The organism is Flavobacterium restrictum (genome assembly GCF_007097245.1).
GTDB lineage: Bacteria > Bacteroidota > Bacteroidia > Flavobacteriales > Flavobacteriaceae > Flavobacterium > Flavobacterium restrictum.
Window position 1 is genome coordinate 185015 of record NZ_VJZT01000003.1, and the last position, 24842, is coordinate 209856.

Below are 24842 nucleotides of genomic sequence, written 5' to 3' on the forward strand. Positions count from 1 at the left end.
AAAAAAAAGAGGTGGCGATGCAGCAATATATAAAAGAATTTTCATACAATATACGATTAGCTTATCCTGTTATTTTGGGAATGTTGGGGCATACTTTGATTGGAATTGTCGATAATTTTATGGTAGGTAATTTAGGTTCTACGGAGTTGGCGGCAGTTTCGTTAGGGAATAGTTTTATTTTTATTGCGTTGTCGATTGGGATTGGGTTTTCGACTGCGATTACGCCTTTGGTTGCCGAGGCGGATGCCGAAAAGGACGATAAAAAAATCCGAACCACTTTTCATCACGGGTTGTTATTGTGTACAATTTTGGGTGTTGGATTGTTTATACTTACGGTTTTGTCCAAGCAAATTATGTATTTTATGCACCAGCCCAAAGCGGTAGCCGACTTGGCTGCGCCTTATATTGATTGGGTGGCGTTCTCGCTAATTCCGGTGATTATTTACCAGGGGTATAAGCAGTTTGCGGACGGTTTGTCGCAAACAAAATACTCGATGTATGCTATTTTTATGGCAAATGTGGTGCATATTTTCTTTAATTATGTGTTGATTTATGGTTTTTGGATTTTTTCGAAAATGGGAATTTTAGGAGCGGCACTGGGAACGGTAATTTCTAGGATTATGATGGTGGTTTTTATGGATTTGCTGTTGCGAAAGAATGCTGCGTTCCAAAGGTATTTTCAAAATTTTAGTTTTAAGGAAATTAGAAAATCAGTTTTAAGGAAGATTATCAATCTAGGTTTGCCCTCGGCGATGCAAATGTTGTTTGAAGTAACGCTTTTTACAGCTGCGATTTGGCTATCAGGATCATTGGGCAAAAACAATCAAGCGGCCAATCAAATTGCCTTAACGCTGGCATCGTCAACGTTTATGGTGGCGATGGGATTGAGTGTTACGGCAATGATTAGGGTGAGTCATAGCAAGGGAATGGGAGATTTTAAAAATTTGATTGTAGTGGCACGATCTATTTTTTTGCTGGCGATTATTTTAGAAACATTTTTTGGAGTTGTATTTGTTGTTTTTCATAACTATTTGCCGCATTTGTTTTTGAACATGACTGATGCGAGTCAAAGTATAGATAACCAAGAGATTATTTTGATAACCGCCCAATTGTTATTGGTAGCGGCTGTTTTTCAAATTTCGGATGGTATACAAGTGGTCGTTTTGGGGGCTTTGCGTGGTTTGCAGGATGTAAAAATCCCTATGTACATTACCTTTGTGGCGTATTGGGTTGTTGGATTTCCTATTTCTTTTTATTTAGGAACGTACACCCATTTAGCAGCAGTTGGCGTTTGGATTGGGCTTTTGGCGGGACTTTCTACAGCGGCCGTTTTTTTATACATTCGGTTTGTTATTTTGACTCGAAAATTGGTTGTTGCTTGTAATGGGAATTAAAATTTTTCTTATTAAGTGTAACTTATACTCCATTTACTCGTATAATAAGCATATCAACTAAACCATAAAAAAATGATACTATTTATTATTCTCGGAATAATTTTGTTAATCGTTAGTTTTTCATTGAAAAACAATGTAAATCCTTTTTCTAAATTTTCTAATCTGCTCAAAATTATAGGGATTTTACTGGTAGCATTAGGACTTTTTTCGTCTATGTTCAAGCAAATTGATGCGGGGAAAGTAGGCGTGCAATCGCTATATGGAAGCGTGCAACCCGATGTATTAGAGAGTGGTTTGCACTTAATCAATCCGCTTTTGGATGTGACGGATTATGATATTCAAACCCAAAATTACACCATGTCAGCTGTTCATGGTGAAGGAGCTCAAGAGGGAGACGATGCGATTCGAGTTTTGTCAAATGATGGACTTGAAGTGGTAATTGATTTGACGGTTTTGTTCAGAGTATCACCACAGGATGCACCTAAAATTTTTAAACAAATTGGAGTGGATTATTCAGATAAGATTGTGCGTCCCGTAACTAGAACTCGTATTCGTGACAACGCTGTTTATTATGATGCTGTTGCTTTGTATTCGACTAAAAGAAACGAATTTCAACAGCGTATTTTCAAGACTATCGAGGCTGATTTCAAAACGAGAGGATTGATTTTAGAGCAACTCTTAATTAGAAACATTAACCTTCCTATATCCGTAAAAGCGTCCATCGAAAGCAAAATTAATGCCGAACAAGATGCTCAAAAAATGACTTTTGTTTTGCAAAAAGAAAAACAAGAAGCCGAGCGTAAACGAGTGGAAGCACAAGGTATTGCGGATTATCAACGTATTATTTCGACTGGATTATCAGACAAGCAATTGCAGTACGAACAAATAAAAGCACAAAAAGAATTAGCCGCTTCGCCAAATACCAAAATTATTTTTATGGGAAGAGGCAGTGCTCCCGTAATTTTATCGGATAAATAAAAAAGAAATTAGTTTGGCGTTATGGATTTACGTCAATGTCATTAAGTTAAGGAAGGAATTATAAAATTAGCACGCAGATTCAGCAGATTCAGCAGATTTTTTCCTGTTTTTGTGAGTAAATCGGCGAAATCTGCGTGAAAATAAAAAGAGCAATTTCTTAACTTAATGACATTGGGGTTTACGTTGTAAGTACCTGAAATAATTTAATAATATATTTTAAAGTTTAAAATAGTGACTTTAAAGCTAATGGCGAACAGCTAATTGCTATAAGCTACTTAAAATAGTTAACTCATAATTCATAATTCATAATTTATAACTTTTTAAAATGGAATTACCAAAATTTTTACTAGGCGACAATACTGATTTTCCAGAGGATATTTTTATCATTCACTTGGATTACCCTCGATTCATTATCAATCTAAAAGATGATGAAGTTGAGTTTATGGAAGAAGCCGAAGACCTTGACGAAGCCGAATTGAATGCCGAAATGGAAGGGCTTATTGTGCTCGCCAATGAATTTTACGACCGAGAAATAGGGAGGTATGAGGAATAATTTTTGATAGTAGTTTTTATTTAGTAGAACAAAAGCTGTAATCAAAAAACCGTTTCCCTGTTTTTATTTTGTATATATCATTCGTGTTCTTCCATGAAAAAAATCGCTTTTCTAAAACCGATATTTAATTTTATAGCCATTGGATTGCTATTGACCACAGTAAGTCGCTTGTTCTTGTTTGGGCTATTCAAAGAACGGGTTGAAGCCACGCCAGAATATGGGTTGATTTTTCCAATTGGTTTGCGAATGGACTTGATTTTATTGTGTTATTTGTCGTTTTTACCGGCCGTTTTAATTACTTTTTTGCCGCAAAAGGCATTGAAATTTACGAATGCTTTTTTAGTATTTTATAGTTTTTTATTTCTGTTTTTGATTCTTTTTGTGGAATTAGCAACGCCAGATTTTATCAAGCAATACGACACTCGCCCCAACAAGATTTTTTTGGATTATTTAATGTATCCAAAGGAAGTAGTCGGGATGTTGCTCAAAAGCTATTTGACTTCGATTGTCGTTACTTTTTTTATTTTAGGAATTGCTTTGTATGTGGGACTTAAAACAGGAAAGCAGCTCTTTCAAACCCAAGGGGAAGCTTATAAAACCAAGCTTTTGGTTTTTCCAATTCTTGCTTTTTTCTTGTTTTTTGGCGCACGTTCCAGTCTAACTTCAAAGCGACCTATAAATGCGAGTAATGCCGTTTTTTCGACAGATCAACTCACGAATTGTTTGGGATTGAATTCGTTTTATACTGTGGCTTTTGCGGCCTATTCGATGAAAAATGAAGCGAATACCCAAATGTATGGCAAAATGGATGAAGCCGAAGCCTATGCACGGGTCAAAAAGTACATGGATGTTCCCGAAACTGATTTTATAACGCCTGAAATTCCGTTGCTTCACAACCAAAAAGGGGATACTGTTAGGAAAAAGCCCTGTAATTTAGTGGTTTTTTTGCAGGAAAGTCTTGGTGCCGAATATGTTGGGATTCTGGGCGGTAAGCCTTTAACGGCCAACTTTGATGCTTTGTCCAAAGAGGGCATGCTTTTTACCAACTTGTATTGCACTGGTACTCGGAGTGTTCGCGGGATCGAAGCGGTAGTTACTGGTTTTTTGCCCTCCCCATCAGAGAGTGTTGTAAAATTAGGGAATTCGCAACAAGGCTTTTTTACCTTGGCCGATGCTTTGAAAGCCAAGGGATACAGCACCAGTTTTATATATGGCGGTATGGCTAATTTTGATAATATGGCTTCGTTTTTTAATGGGAATGGTTTTGAAGATATTGTGGATCAAGACGATTTCGAGTCTGATGGCAACCACTACGCTTTCAAAGGAACTTGGGGTTATTCTGACGAGGATTTGGCTGTAAAGGCAAATAATTATTTGAAATCAAAAGGCAATAAATCCTTCTTCTCCTTGCTGTTTTCTACTTCAAACCACGAACCTTTTGAATATCCATCGGGTAGAATTGTTCCTTTTGACAAAAAAGCCGCCACGGTGAACAATGCCATGAAATATGCCGATTTTTCGATTGGGAAATTCTTTGCTTTGGCCAAAAAAGAAACCTATTTCAAAAACACTATTTTTATCGTAATTGCCGATCACAATACTAGAACGTACGGCAAAAATTTAGTGCCTATAAATAAATTTCATATTCCAGCTTTTATACTAGGACCAGGCGTTCCCAGAGGAAAAGTGTATACCCAATTGTGCAGTCAAATAGACATTCCGCCTACTTTATTGGGTTATCTGGGGGCTTCGTTCCAAACGCCTATGCCCGGTAGAAATCTAAAAACCTTAAAAGCAAGGACCAAGGGAAGAGCCATTATGCAGTTTAATGACATTAATGCGTTTCGGGTAGAAAATCAGGTAATCATCATGCAGCCAAATCTAAAACCATTGCAATTTGAAGTGCAAAATGATACTACTTTGATTCCTGTCGCAGTTGACCAAGAACTGGCTAAAGATGCTTTGGCACACGTAATTACTGCAGGAAATTTATACCAACAAAATAAATATAAAAGTAAAAAATAAAACAACCTGTTATAATTGAATATTGTGACTTAAAAATTTGCAACAGTTGCAGATTGGCTAGTCATTTTTATGGTATTTTTGTATTTCATTTTGATTTATGTACCAGTTTGTTATTATTTTTGGTTTTCTACTTCTTGGAATTATTTTGCAATATGTAAAAGGGTTTCCTAAAAACGCCCATCAAATTTTGAATTGGATCGTAATTCATATTTGCCTTCCTGCTTTGGCTTTGTATTACATCCCTAAAATAAAATGGAATACGCAATTGTTGTACCCCATTCTGGTAACTTGGATTGGATTTATCCTTTCGTATTTGTTTTTTTCGATTTTAGGAAAACAATTTGGTTGGTCTAGGAAACTAACGGGTTGTCTCATTATTACTGCGGGTTTAGGCAACACTTCTTTTTTAGGATTTCCTATTATGCAGGCGCTTTATGGCGGCCAAGGCTTGAAAGTGGCTATTCTTGTAGATCAACCAGGTACGTTTGTCGTGCTGTCTACACTAGGTGTTTTGATGGCTACTTTGTACTCTAGTCAACAGGCAAACGGAGTGGCTATTGCCAAAAAGATTTTGTTTTTTCCTCCATTCATCACCTTTCTTTTGGCTTGTTTTCTTAACGTGATGCATTATGATTTGTATGCACCAATTTCTTTTTTTTTACAAAAAACAGGAACTGCTGTAACTCCTTTGGCTTTACTATCGGTAGGATTGCAATTGCATTTTGATAGAAAAAGCAATCATTGGAAATTTTTGGGGCTGGGGCTTTTGTATAAATTAGTCTTGACACCAGCAATACTCTATTTTGTATATGTTGTAGTTTTGCATCAACGGTCAGCTATTATCCAAGTGGCCATTATGGAGGCGGCTATGGCACCCATGATTACGGGTTGTATTCTAGCTTCGTCACATGGTTTAAAACCAAGGTTGTGTAGTATGATGGTTGGTTTTGGAATACCAATATCGTTTATAACATTGTTTTTTTGGTACTTTATAGTGCAATTTATTTAGGTTTTTTTAGAAACAAATTTTATTTATTTTTTATTTATGAGTGATTCAAACCAGTCTGTTCTACCACATGATACCGCTACTGTGGTTCAAAAAACGGTATATCCAATTTTATTTGCTATTGCTTTTGCCCATTTGCTGAATGATTTATTGCAAGCGGTTATTCCTGCTTCCTATCCTATTTTGAAGGATAATTTTCATTTGAATTTTACTCAAATTGGGTTGATAACTTTGGCCTATCAATTGGCAGCTTCTATCCTGCAACCCTTGGTTGGCTTGTACACGGACAAAAAACCAAAACCGTTTTCTCAAATTTTTGGGATGCTATTTACCTTGTCAGGAATTGTATTATTGTCCTATGCGTCCAGTTTTTATATGATTATTTGGGCGGTTATTTTGGTTGGAATTGGTTCTTCTATTTTTCACCCTGAAGCGTCTCGAATTTCGTTTTTGGCTTCAGGAGGCAAGCGTGGATTAGCACAATCTATATTTCAATTGGGAGGCAATGCTGGAACGGCAATTGGGCCGCTTTTGGTGGCGCTGATAGTTGTCCCAAACACGCAGCGGTATATTATTTGGTTTGCCATTGTGGCGATACTTGCTCTGCTTGTTTTGAGCCGAATTGCGTTTTGGTACCAAAGCCATTTGAGCGGAAGAGCTACCAAAAAAGCAGTTGTTGATTTGCCCAATCTTTCTCCAACCAAAATTGTTGTTTCGGTAGTGATTTTGATGGTTTTAATTTTTTCAAAGTTCTTTTACATGGCGAGTATGTCTAGTTATTTTACTTTTTATTTGATAGAAAAATTCCATTTATCGGTGCAGGATGCGCAGTTTCATTTGGTTTTGTTTCTTGCGGCTTGTGCAGTAGGTACTTTGATAGGTGGGTCGTTGGGCGATAAATTTGGTCGAAAATATGTGATTTGGTTCTCTGTTCTTGGGGCGGCTCCTTTTACATTATTGTTGCCCTTTGTTGATTTGTTTTGGACAGGAATTATATCTGTGGTTATTGGAATTATTATTTCCTCTGCTTTTCCTGCCATATTGGTTTATGCTCAAGAATTATTACCCAAAAAACTCGGAATGGTATCTGGACTTTTTTATGGTTTTGCTTTTGGAATGGGCGGTTTAGGATCAGCATTATTGGGAAATTTAGCGGATCATACCAGTATTACTTATGTGTATTATTTGTGTGCTTATTTGCCTTTGATAGGTGTAATTGCGTTCTTTTTGCCCAATTTAAAAAAGAAAGTATAGTGCTTAATTTTTTTGAAATTTATAAATGCTATCCTTGTTGATTTTGGATTTTATGGTTTTGCTATTTGAAATAGGTTTTAAATAAAATAGATTTTTTTTGAGTACTACTAGGTCCTAGCCCAGATAGTAGCGGAAAGCCCACAGCGAAAAACCCTATTTTTCTTGCCAGAAAAGAGCGACCAGCGGAAGCTCCTTTTATGGTGTAGAAAAATAGGATTTTGAGCGAGGACTTGTAGCGGATAGCTGGATTAGCTCCTTAAAAATCTACTCATTGATTTCGTCGTAACGTGCCGGAATTTGAGGATCGTAGAGCGGAGACTGGAACTCTTCTAGGGTAGTTGCAAGTAGATTCATGGTTTTTCCTTCGGTGCCATAACAATCTATTTGAATGCTCTGCAGGGTAGTTTTTACTTGAAAAGCACCTTTGCCATTGGTGTTTTTCCAGCTATTTTCATCGACTTTTTCCCAATGGGCAAATACTTTTTGAATTCGGTTTAGAATGACATCAACGGGAAGCGTCTCGAGTCCATCTACTTCTTGTTGTTCAACTAAAGCTTCATAAACCAAATGATGATTCAGATAGATTCCATCGTGGTATTTCCAAAAAAATAATTCGTACATTTTAAGAAGTTGAAAGGTTGAAAAATTAAACAATTTTTAGTACTCGAAAGTACCGTATTCACTTGTAATTGTTAGTTTTTTGGCATTGGCAGCTTCGACTCTACCTACGATTTGAGCATTGACGTTAAACGATTTAGAAATGGCAATTATCTCTTGCGCCACAGCCTCGGGAACGTATAATTCCATACGATGCCCGCAGTTGAATACTTGGTACATTTCCTTCCAATCGGTTTTGGATTGTTCTTGTATGAGCTTGAATAATGGAGGGATTGGAAATAAATTATCCTTTATAATGTGCAAATTGTTTATAAAATGCAAGATTTTGGTTTGTGCGCCACCACTGCAATGCACCATTCCGTGAATCTCGTTTGCGGTATAGTTATCCAAAATTTTCTTGATAATAGGAGCATAGGTTCGCGTTGGTGAAAGTACAAGTTGGCCAGCATCTATAGGCGAGTTTTCGACAGCATCCGTAAGTTGAACTTGACCAGAATAAATCAAATCTTCGGGCACGGCGGCATCATAACTTTCGGGATATTTGGTGGCTAGGTATTTCCCAAAAACATCATGTCGTGCCGATGTTAATCCGTTGCTTCCCATACCGCCATTATAGCTTTTTTCGTAAGTGGATTGACCAAAGGATTCCAATCCTACAATGACATCACCCGCTTTGATATTTGCATTATCAATTACCTTGCTGCGTTTCATGCGAGCTGTAACGGTTGAATCGACAATAATCGTACGTACAATATCGCCCACATCAGCGGTTTCGCCGCCAGTAGAATGTATGGTCACGCCAAAGGTTTCTAGCTCTTTGATAAGTTTCTCGGTACCGTTGATGATAGCCGAAATTACTTCGGCAGGAATAAGATTTTTGTTTCGGCCAATGGTGGACGAAAGCAAGATATTATCCGTTGCACCTACGCACAACAAATCGTCGATATTCATAATAAGTGCATCTTGTGCTATGCCTTTCCAGACTGAAATATCTCCTGTTTCTTTCCAATACATATACGCCAAAGACGATTTTGTACCTGCACCATCGGCGTGCATGATCAAGCAATAATCCGTGTCATTGGTTAAATAATCAGGAACAATTTTACAAAAGGCTTGTGGAAACAATCCTTTATCGATGTTTTTTATGGCATTGTGCACATCTTCTTTGGATGCCGAAACACCACGTTGTGCATATCTTTTTGAAGTAGCTGAACTCATGAACTGATTTGTATTGTGTGCGACAAAGGTAATTATTTTTTTTGGGTTTTGCCAAAAGGGATTGTCCAGGGATATATGCTTTTAAAATATAATGCGGTTCCTCGCCAAAAACAGTGGAATTTAAAAAAGGCAATTTATTAGTGAAACATAAAAAAATCTGCTAAATCTGCGGGAAGCAATTTAAAATTTATCCCGCAGATTTGGCAGATTTAGCGAATCCCATAGCTACCGAAAATTGATTTTCCATTAATTATGGCGAAGAACCTATAATGCCAGCTGAACGAAAAAGTTTGCCACAGATTCACAGATTTTAAAAAAATAGGTTGGGTATTTATTACACAAATTAACAAAATCAGTTTTTTTTAATAGATTTAGGTATTTTAAATCAGTGAATCAGTGGCAAATGTTTTAAAAGCGAATGCCCTGCTGTTTTAGGGCATTAATTCAAAAATCAATTTTTTTATATACTTTTATCCTTTCCAAATAATCCCATAAAAAGGCAATCATGTTTCAAAAATCAATACTTATACTGCTTTTGCTGGCTTTTGTTTCCTGCAAAAATTCGGAAGCTTCAAAAAATGAAAAAATAAAATCAGCACAATGGCTGCTAGGAAAATGGGAAAGCAAAACGGACGATGGCATCCTGGAAGAAACTTGGAACAAAGCAAACGACAGCACCTTTCTAGCCACTTCCTATTTTATAAAAGGAAAGGATACTTTGCATTTTGAATCCATACAATTGCAACAAAATGGGGAGCAATTGCTGTACAACGCAACAATTAAAGGACAAAATGAGGATAAAGCAATAGCTTTTTTGTTAACATCGGAAACTGAAAAAGAATTGGTTTTTGAGAATTCCAAAAATGATTACCCCAAAAAAATTAGCTATTCCCCCATTTCTAAAACGAGTTTAAAGCTCGTAATTTCAGGAATTCAAGACGGAAAACCCAACTCCGAAACGATAGCCATGAGCAAAACGGAATGAATTAGTATTCTTTTTAATACATAAAAAACCTTGATTTCACTGGAATCAAGGTTTTTTTATGGTCGTAAACTATATAAAATCAATGGTTTAGGTCTATTGTTTTTATTTATTCTAAATAAATATTGTTAAATAAAATCAAACGAATTACATTTGTGGTATTATTTTTAATCAATCTAAATAAAATGAAAAAAATACTGATTCTATTCACCGTATTATGTACTTCGATGGTAGGTTTTGGGCAAGAAACCAAAAAAGACACCATTAGTAATCTAAAAGAAGTTGCTGTAAATAACAAATACAAATACAAACGAGAAAAAAGCTCAACGGTTTCTAAAATGCCATTGACGAACATCGAGAATCCTCAAGTTTACAACACTGTTACTAGTGAATTAATGAAAGAACAAGTGGTTACCAATTTAAACGATGCCTTAAAAAATGCCACTGGTATTACTCGCGTTTGGGAATCCACTGGTCGAGGTGGTGATGGTGCCGAATTTTATACGATGAGAGGTTTTGCGGTACAACCTACAATGATTAATGGATTACCAGGAATAAATAACGGAAGTGTAGATCCTGCCAATGTTGATACTATTGAGGTTATCAAAGGACCATCGGGAACTCTTTATGGAAGTAGTTTGATTTCGTACGGCGGTTTAATCAATATTGTTACCAAAAAACCGTATTCAAAATTTGGCGGGGAAATAGGTTATAATTCCGGCACCTATGGAATGGATAGACTTACTGCGGATGTGAATATTCCATTGAATACAGATGTTTCGATTCGGGTAAACTCAGCGTATCAAAATGAGAATTCGTTTCAGGATGCAGGTTTTGGCAAATCCTTTTTCTTTGCGCCATCGTTGAGTTATAAAGTGAGTGATCGACTTTCGTTCTTTATAAATACTGAATTTACCGATAGAACAGCTGCTAATGCTCCGATGCTATTTTTAGGCGGAAGCACTCAAGCCCCCGCTCAATCTATGGATCGTTTTGACCAAAATTATAAAAAATCATATACTTCGAATGAGCTTACAATGAGTAATCCTACTTTCAATTTACAAGCCCAAATGAGTTATAAATTATCTGAACAATGGACTTCGCAAACCGTACTATCAAGAAGTAATAGTAAAACAGACGGTTATTATTCTTATTTATGGGATTATGCCAATAACGATCAATTTACACGATATGTTTCGAAAAGAAATGGTCAAACTTTAGGCACAGATATTCAACAAAATTTTATTGGAGATTTCAAAATAAGTAATTTAAGAAACCGGTTAGTAGCAGGTGTTGATTACTATGTGTCCAACATTATGAATGGAAGTTCAGGATGGGTTGGCAACGGAACTGTGTCTTTGACAAATCAAACTGATACTGGAGATGTAACACAAGCTGGTGTTGACAACTTATTAGTAGGTTCGTTTGAAGGAAATTCAACCGCTGAAACCAAAGTTTTAAGTGCTTATTTTTCGGATGTATTGAATATTACCGATAAATTTTCGGTTATGGGAAGTTTGCGTGTTGATAATTTTAAAGGAAGAGTGTCTTATTGGTCAACTGATGAAGTTAAAAGCCAAACCTCTTTTTCTCCAAAATTTGGAGCGGTTTATCAAATAATTGAAAACAAAGTTTCCGTTTTTACCAACTACATGAATGGATTCATAAATCAGGCTCCTGTACAAGTTTCGGATGTTGATGGTACAAATACTAGAATGCAAAGTTATGATCCAGAGCACGCTAATCAATATGAATTTGGATTAAAAACTAATTTGTATAAGGACATTATATCGGCAACTATTAGTTATTACAATATTGATGTGACGAATAAATTAATGACAGACCCAAGTAATCCAAATAATTCTATTCAAGGTGGAGAAATTGAAAGCAAAGGGTTTGAATTAAGTTTTACCGCCAATCCAGCAAAAGGATTCAATATTATTGCAGGGTATAGTAACAACGAGAACATAGTCCTAAAAGATACTGCTGGAAGTGGGCGTATAGGATTACGTTCAGATAGTGCTGGACCAGAAACTCTGATTAATTTATGGGCAAATTATGCTATCCCAGAAGGAAAATTAAAAGGATTTGGAATAGGATTTGGTGGCAATTATGTCAGCGAAAACAAAACATTAAATTCAACGACAACAGGCACTTTTGCATTACCTGAATCCACAGTTTTAAATTCGGCTTTATCCTACAACAATGATAAATTCAATTTTACATTAAAAGTAAACAATTTACTTAACGAGAAATATTATACCGGATGGTCAACTGTTAGCGCACAAAAGTTACGAAGCTTAATTGCTGGTTTGACTTATAAATTTTAATAAACAAATTAGTTAGGTTTTTTTAGGTTTTGTTTCTTTAAACTCCTCATTTTTATGAGGAGTTTTTATCCTTTTATAAATGAAAAATAATAGTTTCAAAAAAAGAATTGGTCAACTCCATCTTTGGCTAGGATTAGCCTCGGGCATGATTGTTTTTATAGTGGCCGTTACAGGCTGTTTGTATGCTTTTCAGGAAGAAATACAAAATTATACCCAAGAATATCGCTTTGTTTTAGAACAAGATAGCCCTTTTTTGCCGCCTTCAAAATTAGTTGAAATTGCCCAAAAAGAGCTTCCTAATAAACAACTCCATGCCATAAAGTACAATCAAAAAAATAATGCCGCTGTTGCTGAATTTTTTCATTATGAACCTACCTATTACTATACCGTTTTTATAAATCCATACACGGGAAAAATTTTGAAAACCGTAAATAATCAACAAGGATTCTTTCCTTTTATACTAGATGGACACTTTTATTTATGGCTTCCTAATGAAATTGGGCAAGTTGTTGTGGCAAGTGCTACTTTAGTTTTTTTAGTGTTGCTTATTTCTGGATTTATTTTATGGTATCCTCGAAATAAAAATGCAATCAAACAGCGTTTTTGGTTTCGATGGAAAAAAGGAACAACATGGAAAAGAAAAAATTATGATTGGCATACCATTACTGGTTTTTATGGGCTTTGTATTGCACTTGTTTTTGCGATTACGGGTTTAGTTTTTGGTTTCCAATGGTTTGCCTACTCCTATTATAAAGTGGTTGGTGGTCAAAAATCGTTAGTTTACGAAGAACCGCTTTCGAAAACAAAAGAAACGACTCGAATAACAAACCCGTTAGACAAAGTTTGGTATCAAATGCAAAAGGAATATCCTCAAGCGGAATCAATAGAAATACATCCTCCAGAAAAACCAACAGCACCAATAGCCGCCAATGCAAATCCTGATAAAGCGACGTACTGGAAAATAGAGTACCGCTATTTTGACCAATATACGTTAGAAGAAAAGGAAGTAAAACACCTTTATGGCAAATATAAAAACAACAAAATTCCAGACAACTTAATCCGAATGAATTATGACTTACATACAGGAGCTGTATTTGGATTAGCTGGAAAAATAGTCGCTTTTTTAATTAGCTTACTAATAGCCACTCTCCCAGTTTCCGGATTTTATATTTGGTGGGGACGCAATAAGAAAGCAAAAGGAGCAACAAATACCTGATTTTTAATCATTTATTTCCAATTCAAAACGCACGAACCAATATAGAATTTAACATTTCCCTCTAATCAAAGTGCTTTTCATCAAAAATGGGAAGTACTTTTTTTGTATGCAATAGCTTGATTTTATTGAACTTAAAGAGCAATTCAATTTATTATTCATATTTAATCTAAATAAATTTTGTTAAATTAAAATAGCGTTCTATATTTGCACTGTTATTTTTAATTATTCCAAATAAACAATCATGAAATATATTTTAGTACCCACATTAGCCTTGTTGTTTTCCTACAATAGCCAAGCCCAAGATATGGCAAGCCTTACTAAAAACAATAATTATAATGAAATTCAATATGCCGTTACCGATAGTGTAAAAGCAGTTTTGGATACCGTAAAAAACAAAAAAGGCGAAATCCTGCAAGAAGTTATAGTTACTTCGAGCCAACAAAAAAATCCTGTAACTATTGGTAAAGCGGGCATAAAACCTATGGATTTGCCACAAAGTGTTGCCGTTGTTAATCAAGCAACCATACAAAACCAACAAATTACAACCATGACCGATTTGTTAAAAAACACCAATGGTGTTTACATTATGGGGACAACTGGTGGGTATCAAGAAGAAATTGCTTCTCGTGGGTACGCATTAGGAAGCTCGAATACGTTCAAAAATGGTGTGCGTTATTTTAACGGAATGCCTGTAGAAATGAGTGGTGTTGAAAAAGCCGAATTCCTAAAAGGGAGTGCCGCCATCTTGTTTGGAAACGTTGCTGCAGGTGGTGTGATGAATATAGTAACCAAAAAACCTAAATTCGATTTTGGTGGCGAAGTAGGATACCGCTTTGGTAGTTTTGGAGTTGTAAATCCTAAATTGGATTTTTATGGTCCCATTGGAAAAAGTAAAAAAATAGCATTTAGAGTGAATGGAACTTTTGAAAAAGCCAATAGCTTCCGCAAAGAAGTAAGCTCCGAAAAGTACTATGTAAACCCATCGCTTTTGGTTAAATTCAATGACAAAACCCAACTTCTTGTTGAAGGGGATTATCTTAAATCAACAGCAACTCCTGATTTTGGCGCAGGTGTCATCAATTATGAGTTAGTTGCTATTCCAAGAGACCGTTTTGTAGGTGTTACTTGGGGGCATTATGATGCCAAACAAGGTTCAGCAACTGCAACTTTGACACACCAAATAAACAGCAACTGGAATCTTTCGTTTATCAACGCACTTCGCTATTATCAAACGGATTTATTTAGTACCACAAGACCTAATAACGGAACCTTAATCACCGCTGATGGAACCTACACTCGAAACCTACAGCGTTCCGAAATAAAGGACAATTACTTTATCCAACAACTGGATTTGAAAGGAAATTTCAAAACTGGGACTATCGATCACAACTTACTGGTAGGTGTAGAATCAGAACGATACAAAACCCTAACAACTGCTTATTTTGGTTTAACCAAAGCCAATAATAATGGACAAGCTTATTATGATATCATCAATATTTTTCAACCTTACAACAGCGCATTAGAAAAACCAGCTCCAGAATTGGCTAAAAACACACTAACAACAGCGCCTATTAATCGTGTTGGGTTTTATGTGCAAGATTTGATTTCTTTTAATGAATACATCAAACTTTTGGCAGGTGTTCGTTACAGTTATCAAGATACTGAATCTACAGTTTATACCTACACCACTCAAAAAGCAGTAGTCACTAATAATTACGATGGTGCCTTTTCGCCTAGAGTTGGACTTGTTTTTCAACCTACAAAAATGAACTCGCTTTTTGCCAGTTATTCGAACTCATTTACAGTAAATACAGGGACTGATATCAACGGAAACGCACTAGACCCTTCCTTAATTGACCAAGTTGAATTGGGTAGCAAAAACACATTGCTCAAAGAACGCTTGTATGCCAATGTAACTGTTTATCAAATTACGAATAGCAACTTGGCACAAACGTCATTAGAAAACGGAAATGCCAATACCAATATCAAGGAACTTGCTGGTAAAACACAAAGTAAAGGAGTTGAACTAGACTTTATTTACAACCCAGCAAAAGGACTTTCGATTCTAGCGGGATATAGTTTTAATGAAATCAAATACAGAGAAAGCAACACCTATATTGTAGGAAGTCAATTGTTGTACAATCCAAAAAATACCGCCAATTTAAACGTGAATTATAAATTTGAATCGGGAATTTTAAACGGATTTAATTTTGGATTAATCAACTCGTATGTGGGTACCCGTTATGCAGGGAGATCAACAAGAATTCAAGTACAAAACGATGCTAGAAAACCCGTAAAATTAGACGAATACATTCAAATGGACGCAACTATGGGGTACGTGATAAACCACTTTGGGATCCGAGCCAAATTGAGTAATCTTACCAATGAATTGAGTTACAACATGCACGATGACAATAGTTTAAATCCTATTGCGCCAAGAAATTATTCCGTTGCTTTGAATTATACATTCTAAAAAACTATAATTATGCCTTTAGAGAACTACTTTTTTAGTTTTCTAAAGGAAATTTTAAATCCTTTATTATCCTCCAAATGAAAAAAATAAATTTCAGAAACCTACACCGTGATTTAGGGTATTTCTACATTGGACTTATTGTTTCCTTTGCTTTTTCGGGGCTATTGATGAATCATAGAGAACATTGGCATCCCGAAAAATACACTACTCAAACCAAAGCCATTACTGTAACACTCCCCGCCGAAAGCGAAATCAACGACGATTTTGCCCAAGAGTTAGGTCATAAATTGGGTATTGAGGATAAAATACGCCGTCAAATGATAAAAAAGGGAACATTCAAAATCTCGTTTGAAAATCACGATGTCGAAATTGAGATCAAAACGGGAAAAGGCGAAGTGGTCACTTTCAACAAAACGCCAATCGTTAGCCAAATGATGAAACTGCACAAAGGCAACTCTAATTTTTGGATTTATTATTCGGATATTTTTGCCATAAGTTTAATCATTATTGCCTTAACGGGCACCATTATGATCAAAGCAGGTAAGTTCAGCTGGAGAAATCGAGGTTGGAAACTAGCCGTTGCAGGAGTGGTTTTTCCGCTGTTGTTTTTAATTTTGTTTGGTTAAAAATATAGTTGCATTACTCAAAAATCCCAATCCTGAAAAATTTTCAAGGTTGGGATTTTTATGTTTTTATCTAGATTTAAAATAGTTTTCTAAATTTTCGCAACCAGACAAATCCGAACTGAATTCTGGAAATTGTTCCGTTACCCTTTTGGAAGTGCTAAAGGTATTTTTCTCGGCATAATCCATCATTCGCAAACAGAGTGCTTTAAATTTTGCTGTTTTTCCATTTTGAAAAGCCAATTTATAATAAGCAACCGCTTTGATTTTATTTCGGTATTCGATTTCGTCGATATAGGATTCCTTTTCAAATTCTTGCCCGTAATACGATGAACTGCTCGAATACCGCCGCATCATCCAGGAATTGCCATAATCCGACATATTATAATAGCAATTTGCCAAGAGAAAATAGTAATAGTCTCGGTTTTTGGTTTTGGAATTGTATGCTAAATTAGTGTATTGTATCAAATGTTGGGTTATAGCAAGTTTAGTAACCAGGAATTTATCTTTGTGTTTTATAAAGTCTTGTGTGTATTTAAAATCATAAAACGGATTTTGGTCAAAAGAATATTCTTCGCCATAATTTCCTCTTTCCCAAGCATTATAATTGTCTTGCCAATATTTCTTGTCGATGGATTTAAAGGTGAGTAAAGCCATGTCCAACTCATTTTCTCGAATGTATTTGGTTCCTAATAAATCCGTTAAGTAGTCTTTGTCCTTGAGCAATTTGCCATAAATAACTTTTTCAAATTCAGTTGTAAAACCCGTTTTAAATTTAGTTACAATGGTTTGCAAATCTTGGGCAGCATACACAAAATCCAAATAATCAAAGTAGGAATAAAACACTTGTAAATTCCCTGACGTATTGATTCTGTTGGCTTGCCATTCTACATCGCTGGCATCATAACCATTTCCATAATTAGTTTCTAATAACGAAATCAGCACTATTCCATCCGTGATATTACCTTTGAATTCTAATTCTCTTCCCAATGCAAAAATAAAGCGTTCATCTTTTTTGTATTTCAAAATCACATTTTGAATTTCAGGCTTGATAATGGCTTTACCATTTTCCTGATTCGCCGTAAAGCAAAGTGCTTTTATTTTCTCGATTTCTTCTAGAATGTTGTTGCCTTTATACGTTTTTTCAAACAATGTAATTTGCTTCAAGCAATCTTCATATTTACGGGTTATAAATTGCAAATTGATTTGAGCTGCTTCCCAAATTATAGGGTTTTGAGTTGTTTTTAAATCTATAGATTGTATAAAATTCAATACTTCCTGCGCATATAAACGATCATTTTCGGAACGATTTCGTAATGTTTCGGTAGTAATTTTATCATTGTAGTCGCTCCATAAATTATATTGGGTTGATGGTAGATAGTTTGAATAATAAGGTGTGTAAACCCAATCTTCTATTTTGTTGATTTCCCGCAATAGCAAAAAGCCAAGAATTTCAGATTTTGGATTTTTTTTATAAATCTCTTTCAAATAATCCAACGTTTTATCTACTTTTTGGACTGAAGCAAAAGCATATACATTGGCAATTTCCTCCTTGGTTTTGGCGTATTGCAAAGCTACTTGAATTTTAAAATCTACGTGAAAATAATAATAACTCGCATAATTTTTTTCGGGACAATTCGCCATTAAATTGGCCGCATTAACCATTAATTCACCGCCTGATTTTGTAAAAGTATAAAAAAACAAGCCCCAATTGTACAGATAATCTTTGGTACTTGAATTGAAATTTTGTTCAAAAACTGTTTTCAAAACTTCCATTTTTCCAGCATAATACGCCAACCGTATGGTCAAAAAAGCATATTTTCGTTTGAAGTATGGATTTTTTTGCTTTTCAGTAATTCGGATTAACTTTTGGATCAAAATACTACGGTCTTTGTTGTTGGCAACGGCATTTCTCTCCCAAGTATCTTCGGTAAAAAAGTTGTTTATGGCTTCGCAATTCTTGGCTATTTTCAAATATTCAATTGCCTCTGTTTTCTTGTTTTGATACAAATAGGCAAGAAAAGCATTAGTGCTTTTTGGATGAATATCCGTGAGTGATAAATTGGTATTAAAGTCCTCGATGGCATCCAGCGAGACTTTTTCTTGAGTAAAATAATACCAATCCATGATGTTGGCATCCACATGAGGCTTGTAATTATTGGGGTTTTGGTCGTAATCAAATCCCCATAAATTAGCATTGTAATAAAAGGCTTTGTAATGTGAATAACCAAAATAGTCGGGCTTGAACAAGCAATACCGAATGTCTTCTCCATAAGGCGAATACCCACACGCCAGACTTTTGCAAAAACTACTTGCTAAAAGAACTATAAAAACTAGAAATTGCTTCATTGTCGTATTTTTTGAAAGTGCTGTCGTCTAAATGAAATAACGAAATTGTGGTATTTTTGTCTAATTCGACATTTTTTTTAATAATCGAAATGGCTTCGGTTAGCGTTGCCGTGTCTACTTCTTCACATTTTATTTGGTCGCCTTTTTTGAAAAAAGTATCGTATTGATACGTACTGTCTTGCGTGACTTCGTACCACATGGGTTTGGTTGGTTTGGCAAATCCCGTGATATCAGCCGAATTAAGGTTTAATAACCCCGAAAATCTATTGTTTTGGTACCATTGTGTCCAATAAAAAACTGGTAAAGCCACATCCAAATGCAGGGGATAACTGCGTCTTTTATCCAAATAAGATTTTAATTCGGGGATGTCCAAAATGGAGTTTTTGTCTTTGTTGGATAATGGTTTTATCAAATTATAACACATTAACATGGCTTTATCCACTGGCGGAACTCCCATAATATCGGGGTATTTATACGGATACAATCGCAGCGTACAACTAATTTGCTTGCCTGACAATTGCTTTATTTTTTTCAATAAATAGAAATAGTTGTCTTTGGTCGATTTAGTCCAATCGCAATCAATTTGAATTTCGGAATAGTCAAAAATTACTTTTTCGCCATACCCTTTGTGGTATTTATTAACCAAAAAAACGATATTGTCTGCCAATATATCCAATGATTTTTCGGTATTGTATTGAAAAATTTCATTTTTGATAAAAAGAGTTGGCACCACGTTTATAGAATCCAAATCCCGAAAATTATAATCATTTGGAGTATTTTTTTCATAAGGAAAATTACCCATAGTTTCATTATAATCAACCTCAAAAAGTTTTAGATATATTTTTTTGACCTTTAAGCTTTTCATTTTTTTGATAGTTTCATTACCAAAATCTGTCTTGCTTTTCCAGTAATAAAAAGCTCTTTCCACATTTTGTACGTTGCTTTCTTTTTGGGAACAAGCTAAAAATAAAGCAGAAATAAAGGCAAACAACAGGATTTTTTTCATAGGAAATGGCGGTTTTATGCAACTGTAAAATCATATTAAAAGTATATTATTTCCAGATACAAAATAAAGATTGAAACTGTTTTTTGCGAGAAAACAAAAAAAATCCCAATCCCGAAAAATTTTCAAGGTTGGGATTTATGTTTAAACGATAATGGCTCTTATTTCAATCCAGCCAAACTCTGCTCTAATGTGGCAATTTTCGACAAAGAATCGGCTTCTTTTTGTCTTTCGTTTGCCAAAACTTTCTCTGGTGCTCCGTTTACAAATTTCTCGTTAGATAATTTATTTTGAACTGATTTCAAGAAACCTTGCGTATAAATTAACTCAACAGTTAGTTTTTCTATTTCAGCTTCCACATCGATATTTCCTGTAATAGGGATAAAATATTCGTTCGATTTTACACGGAAAGACAGAGCGCCATCCACTTTATCCGAAACATATTCCAGTGAAGTGATATTTCCTAATTTGGTCACCACCGCATCAAAATAAGTCGACGCTTTATCATTATTTACCACTTTCAATTCGATTGTGTCTTTGAACGGAATGTTTTTGTCTTTACGAATGGTTCTGATTCCTGAAATGACTTCAATCGTATTCTCGAAATCAGTTATTAATTGCGCGTTGAATGGTTTTATTTCTGGCCAAGTCGAAACTATTAATGCTTCTTGCGGTGTTCTTTCTGCTAATAATTGCCAAATTTCCTCGGTCAAAAATGGCATAAACGGATGCAACAATTTCATGTTGTTTTCGAGCATTTCTATCGCTCTCGCAAATGTTACGCTGTCAATGGGTTGTTGGTAGGCTGGTTTTATCATTTCAAGAAACCAAGAACAGAAATCATCCCAAACGAGTTTGTAAATTCCCATCAAAGCATCGGAAATTCTGTATTTCTCGAAATTGTCTTCGATTTCCAAAAGTGTTTGTTGCAATTTGGCTTCATACCATTCAATCGCTACTTTTGAAGATTCGGGTTGCGGAATAGCATCCGAAACTTCCCAACCTTTTATCAGTTTAAAGGCATTCCAAATTTTATTGGTAAACCCTTTTCCTTGATTGCACAATTCTTCATCGAACATAATGTCGTTACCTGCCGAAGCGCTTAAAAGCAAGCCCACACGAACGCCATCGGCACCAAATTTTGTGATTAATTCTAATGGTTCTGGCGAATTTCCCAATGATTTCGACATTTTACGTCTTTGCTTATCACGAACCAAACCGGTCAAATATACATTTGTAAATGGTTTTTTACCCGTATGTTCATAACCCGCAATAATCATTCGCGCCACCCAGAAAAATAAAATATCCGGACCCGTTACCAAATCATTCGTTGGATAATAGTATTTAAAATCTTCGTTTTCAGGATCCATTATTCCGCCAAAAACAGACATCGGCCAAAGCCATGACGAAAACCAAGTGTCAAGGGCATCAACATCTTGTTTTAAATCTTTTGTTTCAAGTTTCACGTTTAAAGTTTTTTCTTTGGCTAAAATCAAAGCTTCTTCTATAGTTTCGGCCACTACAAAATCTTCTTTTCCGTCGCCATAGAAATAAGCCGGAATTTGTTGTCCCCACCACAATTGACGGGAGATATTCCAATCCCGAATGTTGTTTAACCAATGCGCATATGTATTGTTAAAACGAGCTGGGTGCAATTTAATATCTCCATCAACCAAAACCGATTGTATGGCTGGTTTTACCAAATCTTCCATTTTCAGGAACCATTGATCCGACAAACGAGGTTCGATTACGGCTTTGGTTCTTTCGGAAGTTCCCACTTTATTCATATGGATTTCGGTTTTTGCCAAAGCGCCAATTTCTTCTAATTCTTGAGCAATTTCAGTACGAACCACAAAACGATCTTTTCCTTGGTAATGTAATCCGAAACTATTTAGCGAAGCATCTTCATTGAAAATATCAATAATTTCCAAATTGTGTTTTTCGCCCAATGCCTTATCATTTACATCGTGAGCAGGAGTCACTTTCAAGCAACCTGTTCCGAATTCGATATCTACATATTCGTCTGCAATTACAGGAATTTCACGACCGCAAATAGGTATAACAACAGTTTTTCCTATCAAATGAGCAAATCGTTCGTCGTTTGGGTTGATACAAATTGCGGTATCTCCAAAAATAGTTTCTGGACGTGTTGTGGCAACGGTCAAAAAATCCTCCCCCAACCCCTCCGACGGCGGAGAGTTAAGAGTCTCGGCTCCCTCTCCTTCGGAGAGGGCTGGGGTAAGGATTTTATATTTTAGGAAATACAATTTCCCTTGCTGTTCTTCGTAAATTACTTCTTCATCGGACAAAGTCGTTTTGGCTTCGGGATCCCAGTTTACCATTCGATACCCACGATAAATCAAGCCTTTGTTGTACAAATCAACAAACGATTTAATTACAGATGCTGACATATCGGGATCCATCGTGAATTTGGTTCTGTCCCAATCGCAAGAACAACCCAATTGTTTCAGTTGTTCTAGAATGGTTCCTCCGTATTTGTCCGTCCAGTCGTACGCATGTTTCAAGAATTCGGCACGACTCAAATCCGATTTATTAATTCCTTCCTGTTTTAGTTTGGCAACCACTTTGGCTTCGGTAGCAATTGAGGCATGATCCGTTCCCGGAACCCAACACGCATTAAAACCTTTTAACCGCGCACGACGAATCAAAACATCTTGAATGGTATTGTTCAGCATGTGCCCCATGTGTAAAACTCCAGTTACGTTTGGTGGCGGAATTACAATAATATAAGGTGTTCTATGATCGGGTTTAGAATGAAAATAATTGTTTTTCATCCAGTAGGCGTACCATTTGTTTTCTATAGCTTTGGCGTCAAATTGTGCTGGAATAGTCATTTTGTTATGGATTTTATGTTTTGGAAAAATGGATAAACCATTGCCTTTTATAGTTTGGTCTGATTTTTGTAATTTGAATGGGCAACAAAAGTAAATAATAATGTACAGTATAAAAAGCGAAATAAAGAATTGTACATTAATAAAAACAAAGTACATTTACTACTCACGATTTTACCCTAGAAAACATGAAAAATAGCCTTATTATACTAGCATTAGTAGCATTTAGTTCCTTTGGATTTGCACAAAGTGGTCCCAAAATAACGTTTTCGGCCAAGGACAACACCATCGATTACGGTACGGTGTCCAAAGGGAGCGATTCTGGAATTAGAGCTTTTGAATTTACAAACACGGGAGATGCGCCCTTGCAAATTACTTCGATTCAATCTACGTCAAGTTGCACTATTTTGTCTAAACAAACTAGTACGATTTTGCCCGGTAAATCAGGTAAAATTGAAGTAAAATACAACATGACACCTGGGCCAATCCGAAAAACGATTACGGTCGAAACCAATGCTGTAAATTACGAAGAGGGTAGAGTTGCTTTAAAAATAAAAGGTGACGTAAATTAATTCCTTACAATACATTCAGCAATTGGAATTGAAATGTTAAATTTTGATTCCCCCTTTTAATTTCGAGTGTGATCCATTTTTCCTCTTCGGATTTTAAAAGCGTGTTGATTTTTTGTAATGAATATTTATGAACAGGCGTTCTGTTAATGGTTATAATAATATCGCCTACTAACAATCCAGCATTGGCAGCAGGCGAATTTTCTCGAAGATTCCCAATTTCATAAATTGGTTTTAGGTTGAATTTGTATTTAAAATCATGGGTCACTTTTATCCCGCCTGAATCCGATGTGCCAGACGAAAGGGGAACATTTTCTAACCGAACCATCTCTTCAACCCATTGCATTCCATTTTGTTGCAGCTCAATTCCACTTTTGTTATAGGTAAAAGGAGCATGATAGGAAGCATTCTTTTTTAGGTATAAATTGCCTTGCTGATAATCAAAAACCAGCGAAAATCTTCGCAATATTTCCCCTCCAACGGAACCCAATCGTCCAGGAACCATTTTTACATTCTTGATAGAACTTGAATCTGGAAACGCAACAATAGGATTATCAAATTGAAAACGAGCTATTTTGAATTGTGATATCATGGCTCTTTTACCCGCTACATCGCCGCTAAAACCTTTGCCAAGAAAATCCTCAAAATTTCTGGCAGGCACTTGTATCGCATCAGAATGATTTTGAAACAACCAAATGGCATCACTATTGCCAATATCGAGTAGTAATTTTGCCTGAACTGGATTGCCGTTGAGTGTCAAATTAGTTTGTGCATACGGCTTGGCACGTTCTATTGAAATGGGGATTTTTTCGAATTTAGTGTCAAATTTTTTCAAATTTTTGGCATTTGCCCGATAGACAATTACCTTTTTATTGGCATAATTCACTTCGACTAAATTGTTTTTGAAAAAATTATAGCCTATAATCCCATTTACAGGAATTCCTACATGTGCTGACAAATTAAAACTCTGATCTAGAATAACATACAATGACTCGTTTGTAGATTTGAGTCCGTTGTAATCCAATGTGTTATGAGCTGATTTTAAACCTTCTATCGCTGCATTACTACCTAAACCGCGAAGATCTATTTTTTCGACGTTGTAAAAATTAATATCTTTCTTGTCTTCTAAACTAAATAATATAGTCTCCTCTACGCCCGAATCCAATAAAAAAGTGAGTTCTATACCATTGACTTGTAAGGGTATAAAAATCAAATTGTTAATTAACTGAAAAGGAATAGTCACTTTATCGAGTTTTGAATCAATCGTAAAACCATCTTGAGCAAAGGGCGATTGGAATCCCAAGAGAAAGAAAAACAAGAAAATTAGTTTTTTCATTGAAAATCATTTCTATAAAATTACAAAAAATTCAACATATTTATGCGTATTTGACAACAAATA

At 35.6% G+C, this 24842-nt stretch carries 18 protein-coding genes; 12 read left to right on the forward strand and 6 right to left on the reverse strand.

The features are described 5' to 3' along the window. Window positions 1-17 precede the first annotated feature (17 nt). The 6 genes from FNW21_RS04665 to FNW21_RS04690 all read left to right on the forward strand — a co-directional run bounded on the left by FNW21_RS04665 (window position 18) and on the right by FNW21_RS04690 (window position 7210). On the forward strand, window positions 18-1394 hold the full coding sequence (locus FNW21_RS04665) for an MATE family efflux transporter (protein WP_394344687.1): 1377 nt from the start codon (window positions 18-20) through the stop codon (window positions 1392-1394). Window positions 1395-1466: 72 nt separating this feature from the next. After that, window positions 1467-2372, forward strand: coding sequence for a prohibitin family protein (locus FNW21_RS04670; RefSeq protein WP_144255584.1), 906 nt, complete (start codon window positions 1467-1469; stop codon window positions 2370-2372). A gap of 325 nt (window positions 2373-2697) precedes the next feature. Further along, entirely contained in the window at window positions 2698-2925 is a 228-nt protein-coding gene (locus FNW21_RS04675) for a hypothetical protein (protein ID WP_121336660.1), read from the forward strand. 93 nt (window positions 2926-3018) lie between these two features. Beyond that, window positions 3019-4950: an LTA synthase family protein gene (locus FNW21_RS04680; RefSeq protein WP_144255585.1), complete on the forward strand. Its 1932-nt coding sequence runs from the start codon at window positions 3019-3021 to the stop codon at window positions 4948-4950. A gap of 97 nt (window positions 4951-5047) precedes the next feature. Further along, window positions 5048-5959, forward strand: a complete 912-nt coding sequence (locus tag FNW21_RS04685; protein ID WP_144255586.1) for an AEC family transporter — start codon at window positions 5048-5050, stop codon at window positions 5957-5959. A gap of 36 nt (window positions 5960-5995) precedes the next feature. Next, entirely contained in the window at window positions 5996-7210 is a 1215-nt protein-coding gene (locus FNW21_RS04690; protein WP_144255587.1) for an MFS transporter, read from the forward strand. Between the two features lie 264 nt (window positions 7211-7474). Here FNW21_RS04690 and FNW21_RS04695 read toward each other — a convergent pair whose 3' ends face one another. Beyond that, window positions 7475-7831 (reverse strand): hypothetical protein, encoded by a 357-nt coding sequence (locus FNW21_RS04695; RefSeq protein ID WP_144255588.1) that lies wholly within the window; start codon window positions 7829-7831, stop codon window positions 7475-7477. A gap of 36 nt (window positions 7832-7867) precedes the next feature. Next, window positions 7868-9046: an AIR synthase related protein gene (locus tag FNW21_RS04700; RefSeq protein ID WP_144255589.1), complete on the reverse strand. Its 1179-nt coding sequence runs from the start codon at window positions 9044-9046 to the stop codon at window positions 7868-7870. A 505-nt stretch (window positions 9047-9551) separates the two neighbouring features. Between FNW21_RS04700 and FNW21_RS04705 the strand changes: the two genes are divergently transcribed. From FNW21_RS04705 to FNW21_RS04725, 5 genes are all read left to right on the forward strand, one after another. Then, a complete protein-coding gene (locus tag FNW21_RS04705) occupies window positions 9552-10031 on the forward strand; it encodes a DUF6265 family protein (RefSeq protein ID WP_144255590.1) in 480 nt (159 codons plus the stop codon). A gap of 182 nt (window positions 10032-10213) precedes the next feature. Then, entirely contained in the window at window positions 10214-12358 is a 2145-nt protein-coding gene (locus FNW21_RS04710) for a TonB-dependent siderophore receptor (RefSeq protein WP_144255591.1), read from the forward strand. Window positions 12359-12437: 79 nt separating this feature from the next. After that, the gene (locus FNW21_RS04715; RefSeq protein WP_144255592.1) at window positions 12438-13574 is read left to right on the forward strand and encodes a PepSY-associated TM helix domain-containing protein; all 1137 of its coding nucleotides are present in this window, start codon (window positions 12438-12440) and stop codon (window positions 13572-13574) included. Between the two features lie 241 nt (window positions 13575-13815). Beyond that, window positions 13816-16047 carry a TonB-dependent siderophore receptor gene (locus FNW21_RS04720; RefSeq protein ID WP_144255593.1) on the forward strand — a complete coding sequence of 744 codons (2232 nt, stop codon included), beginning with the start codon at window positions 13816-13818 and terminating at the stop codon, window positions 16045-16047. A 77-nt stretch (window positions 16048-16124) separates the two neighbouring features. Continuing rightward, window positions 16125-16673 carry a PepSY-associated TM helix domain-containing protein gene (locus tag FNW21_RS04725; protein WP_144255594.1) on the forward strand — a complete coding sequence of 183 codons (549 nt, stop codon included), beginning with the start codon at window positions 16125-16127 and terminating at the stop codon, window positions 16671-16673. Between the two features lie 66 nt (window positions 16674-16739). Here FNW21_RS04725 and FNW21_RS04730 read toward each other — a convergent pair whose 3' ends face one another. From FNW21_RS04730 to FNW21_RS04740, 3 genes are all read right to left on the reverse strand, one after another. After that, on the reverse strand, window positions 16740-19019 hold the full coding sequence (locus tag FNW21_RS04730) for a hypothetical protein (RefSeq protein ID WP_144255595.1): 2280 nt from the start codon (window positions 19017-19019) through the stop codon (window positions 16740-16742). Further along, entirely contained in the window at window positions 18979-20025 is a 1047-nt protein-coding gene (locus tag FNW21_RS04735) for a hypothetical protein (protein ID WP_144255596.1), read from the reverse strand. The genes FNW21_RS04730 and FNW21_RS04735 overlap by 41 nt, the downstream gene beginning before the upstream one ends. A gap of 158 nt (window positions 20026-20183) precedes the next feature. Next, window positions 20184-22877 (reverse strand): valine--tRNA ligase, encoded by a 2694-nt coding sequence (locus tag FNW21_RS04740; RefSeq protein ID WP_144255597.1) that lies wholly within the window; start codon window positions 22875-22877, stop codon window positions 20184-20186. A 185-nt stretch (window positions 22878-23062) separates the two neighbouring features. Here FNW21_RS04740 and FNW21_RS04745 point away from each other — a divergent pair, with 185 nt between their 5' ends. Next, on the forward strand, window positions 23063-23446 hold the full coding sequence (locus FNW21_RS04745) for a DUF1573 domain-containing protein (protein ID WP_144255598.1): 384 nt from the start codon (window positions 23063-23065) through the stop codon (window positions 23444-23446). 4 nt (window positions 23447-23450) lie between these two features. Here FNW21_RS04745 and FNW21_RS04750 read toward each other — a convergent pair whose 3' ends face one another. After that, complete coding sequence (locus FNW21_RS04750) at window positions 23451-24779, reverse strand: PDZ domain-containing protein (RefSeq protein WP_144255599.1); 1329 nt, start codon at window positions 24777-24779, stop codon at window positions 23451-23453. Window positions 24780-24842 lie beyond the last annotated feature (63 nt).

Bases quoted from the DNA above. Each gene is read 5' to 3' on its own strand.
- FNW21_RS04665 (WP_394344687.1), top strand. From the start codon at position 18: ATGCAGCAATATATAAAAGAATTTTCATACAATATACGATTAGCTTAT.
- FNW21_RS04670 (WP_144255584.1), top strand. From the start codon at position 1,467: ATGATACTATTTATTATTCTCGGAATAATTTTGTTAATCGTTAGTTTT.
- FNW21_RS04675 (WP_121336660.1), top strand. From the start codon at position 2,698: ATGGAATTACCAAAATTTTTACTAGGCGACAATACTGATTTTCCAGAG.
- FNW21_RS04680 (WP_144255585.1), top strand. From the start codon at position 3,019: ATGAAAAAAATCGCTTTTCTAAAACCGATATTTAATTTTATAGCCATT.
- FNW21_RS04685 (WP_144255586.1), top strand. From the start codon at position 5,048: ATGTACCAGTTTGTTATTATTTTTGGTTTTCTACTTCTTGGAATTATT.
- FNW21_RS04690 (WP_144255587.1), top strand. From the start codon at position 5,996: ATGAGTGATTCAAACCAGTCTGTTCTACCACATGATACCGCTACTGTG.
- FNW21_RS04695 (WP_144255588.1), bottom strand. From the start codon at position 7,831: ATGTACGAATTATTTTTTTGGAAATACCACGATGGAATCTATCTGAAT.
- FNW21_RS04700 (WP_144255589.1), bottom strand. From the start codon at position 9,046: ATGAGTTCAGCTACTTCAAAAAGATATGCACAACGTGGTGTTTCGGCA.
- FNW21_RS04705 (WP_144255590.1), top strand. From the start codon at position 9,552: ATGTTTCAAAAATCAATACTTATACTGCTTTTGCTGGCTTTTGTTTCC.
- FNW21_RS04710 (WP_144255591.1), top strand. From the start codon at position 10,214: ATGAAAAAAATACTGATTCTATTCACCGTATTATGTACTTCGATGGTA.
- FNW21_RS04715 (WP_144255592.1), top strand. From the start codon at position 12,438: ATGAAAAATAATAGTTTCAAAAAAAGAATTGGTCAACTCCATCTTTGG.
- FNW21_RS04720 (WP_144255593.1), top strand. From the start codon at position 13,816: ATGAAATATATTTTAGTACCCACATTAGCCTTGTTGTTTTCCTACAAT.
- FNW21_RS04725 (WP_144255594.1), top strand. From the start codon at position 16,125: ATGAAAAAAATAAATTTCAGAAACCTACACCGTGATTTAGGGTATTTC.
- FNW21_RS04730 (WP_144255595.1), bottom strand. From the start codon at position 19,019: ATGAAGCAATTTCTAGTTTTTATAGTTCTTTTAGCAAGTAGTTTTTGC.
- FNW21_RS04735 (WP_144255596.1), bottom strand. From the start codon at position 20,025: ATGAAAAAAATCCTGTTGTTTGCCTTTATTTCTGCTTTATTTTTAGCT.
- FNW21_RS04740 (WP_144255597.1), bottom strand. From the start codon at position 22,877: ATGACTATTCCAGCACAATTTGACGCCAAAGCTATAGAAAACAAATGG.
- FNW21_RS04745 (WP_144255598.1), top strand. From the start codon at position 23,063: ATGAAAAATAGCCTTATTATACTAGCATTAGTAGCATTTAGTTCCTTT.
- FNW21_RS04750 (WP_144255599.1), bottom strand. From the start codon at position 24,779: ATGAAAAAACTAATTTTCTTGTTTTTCTTTCTCTTGGGATTCCAATCG.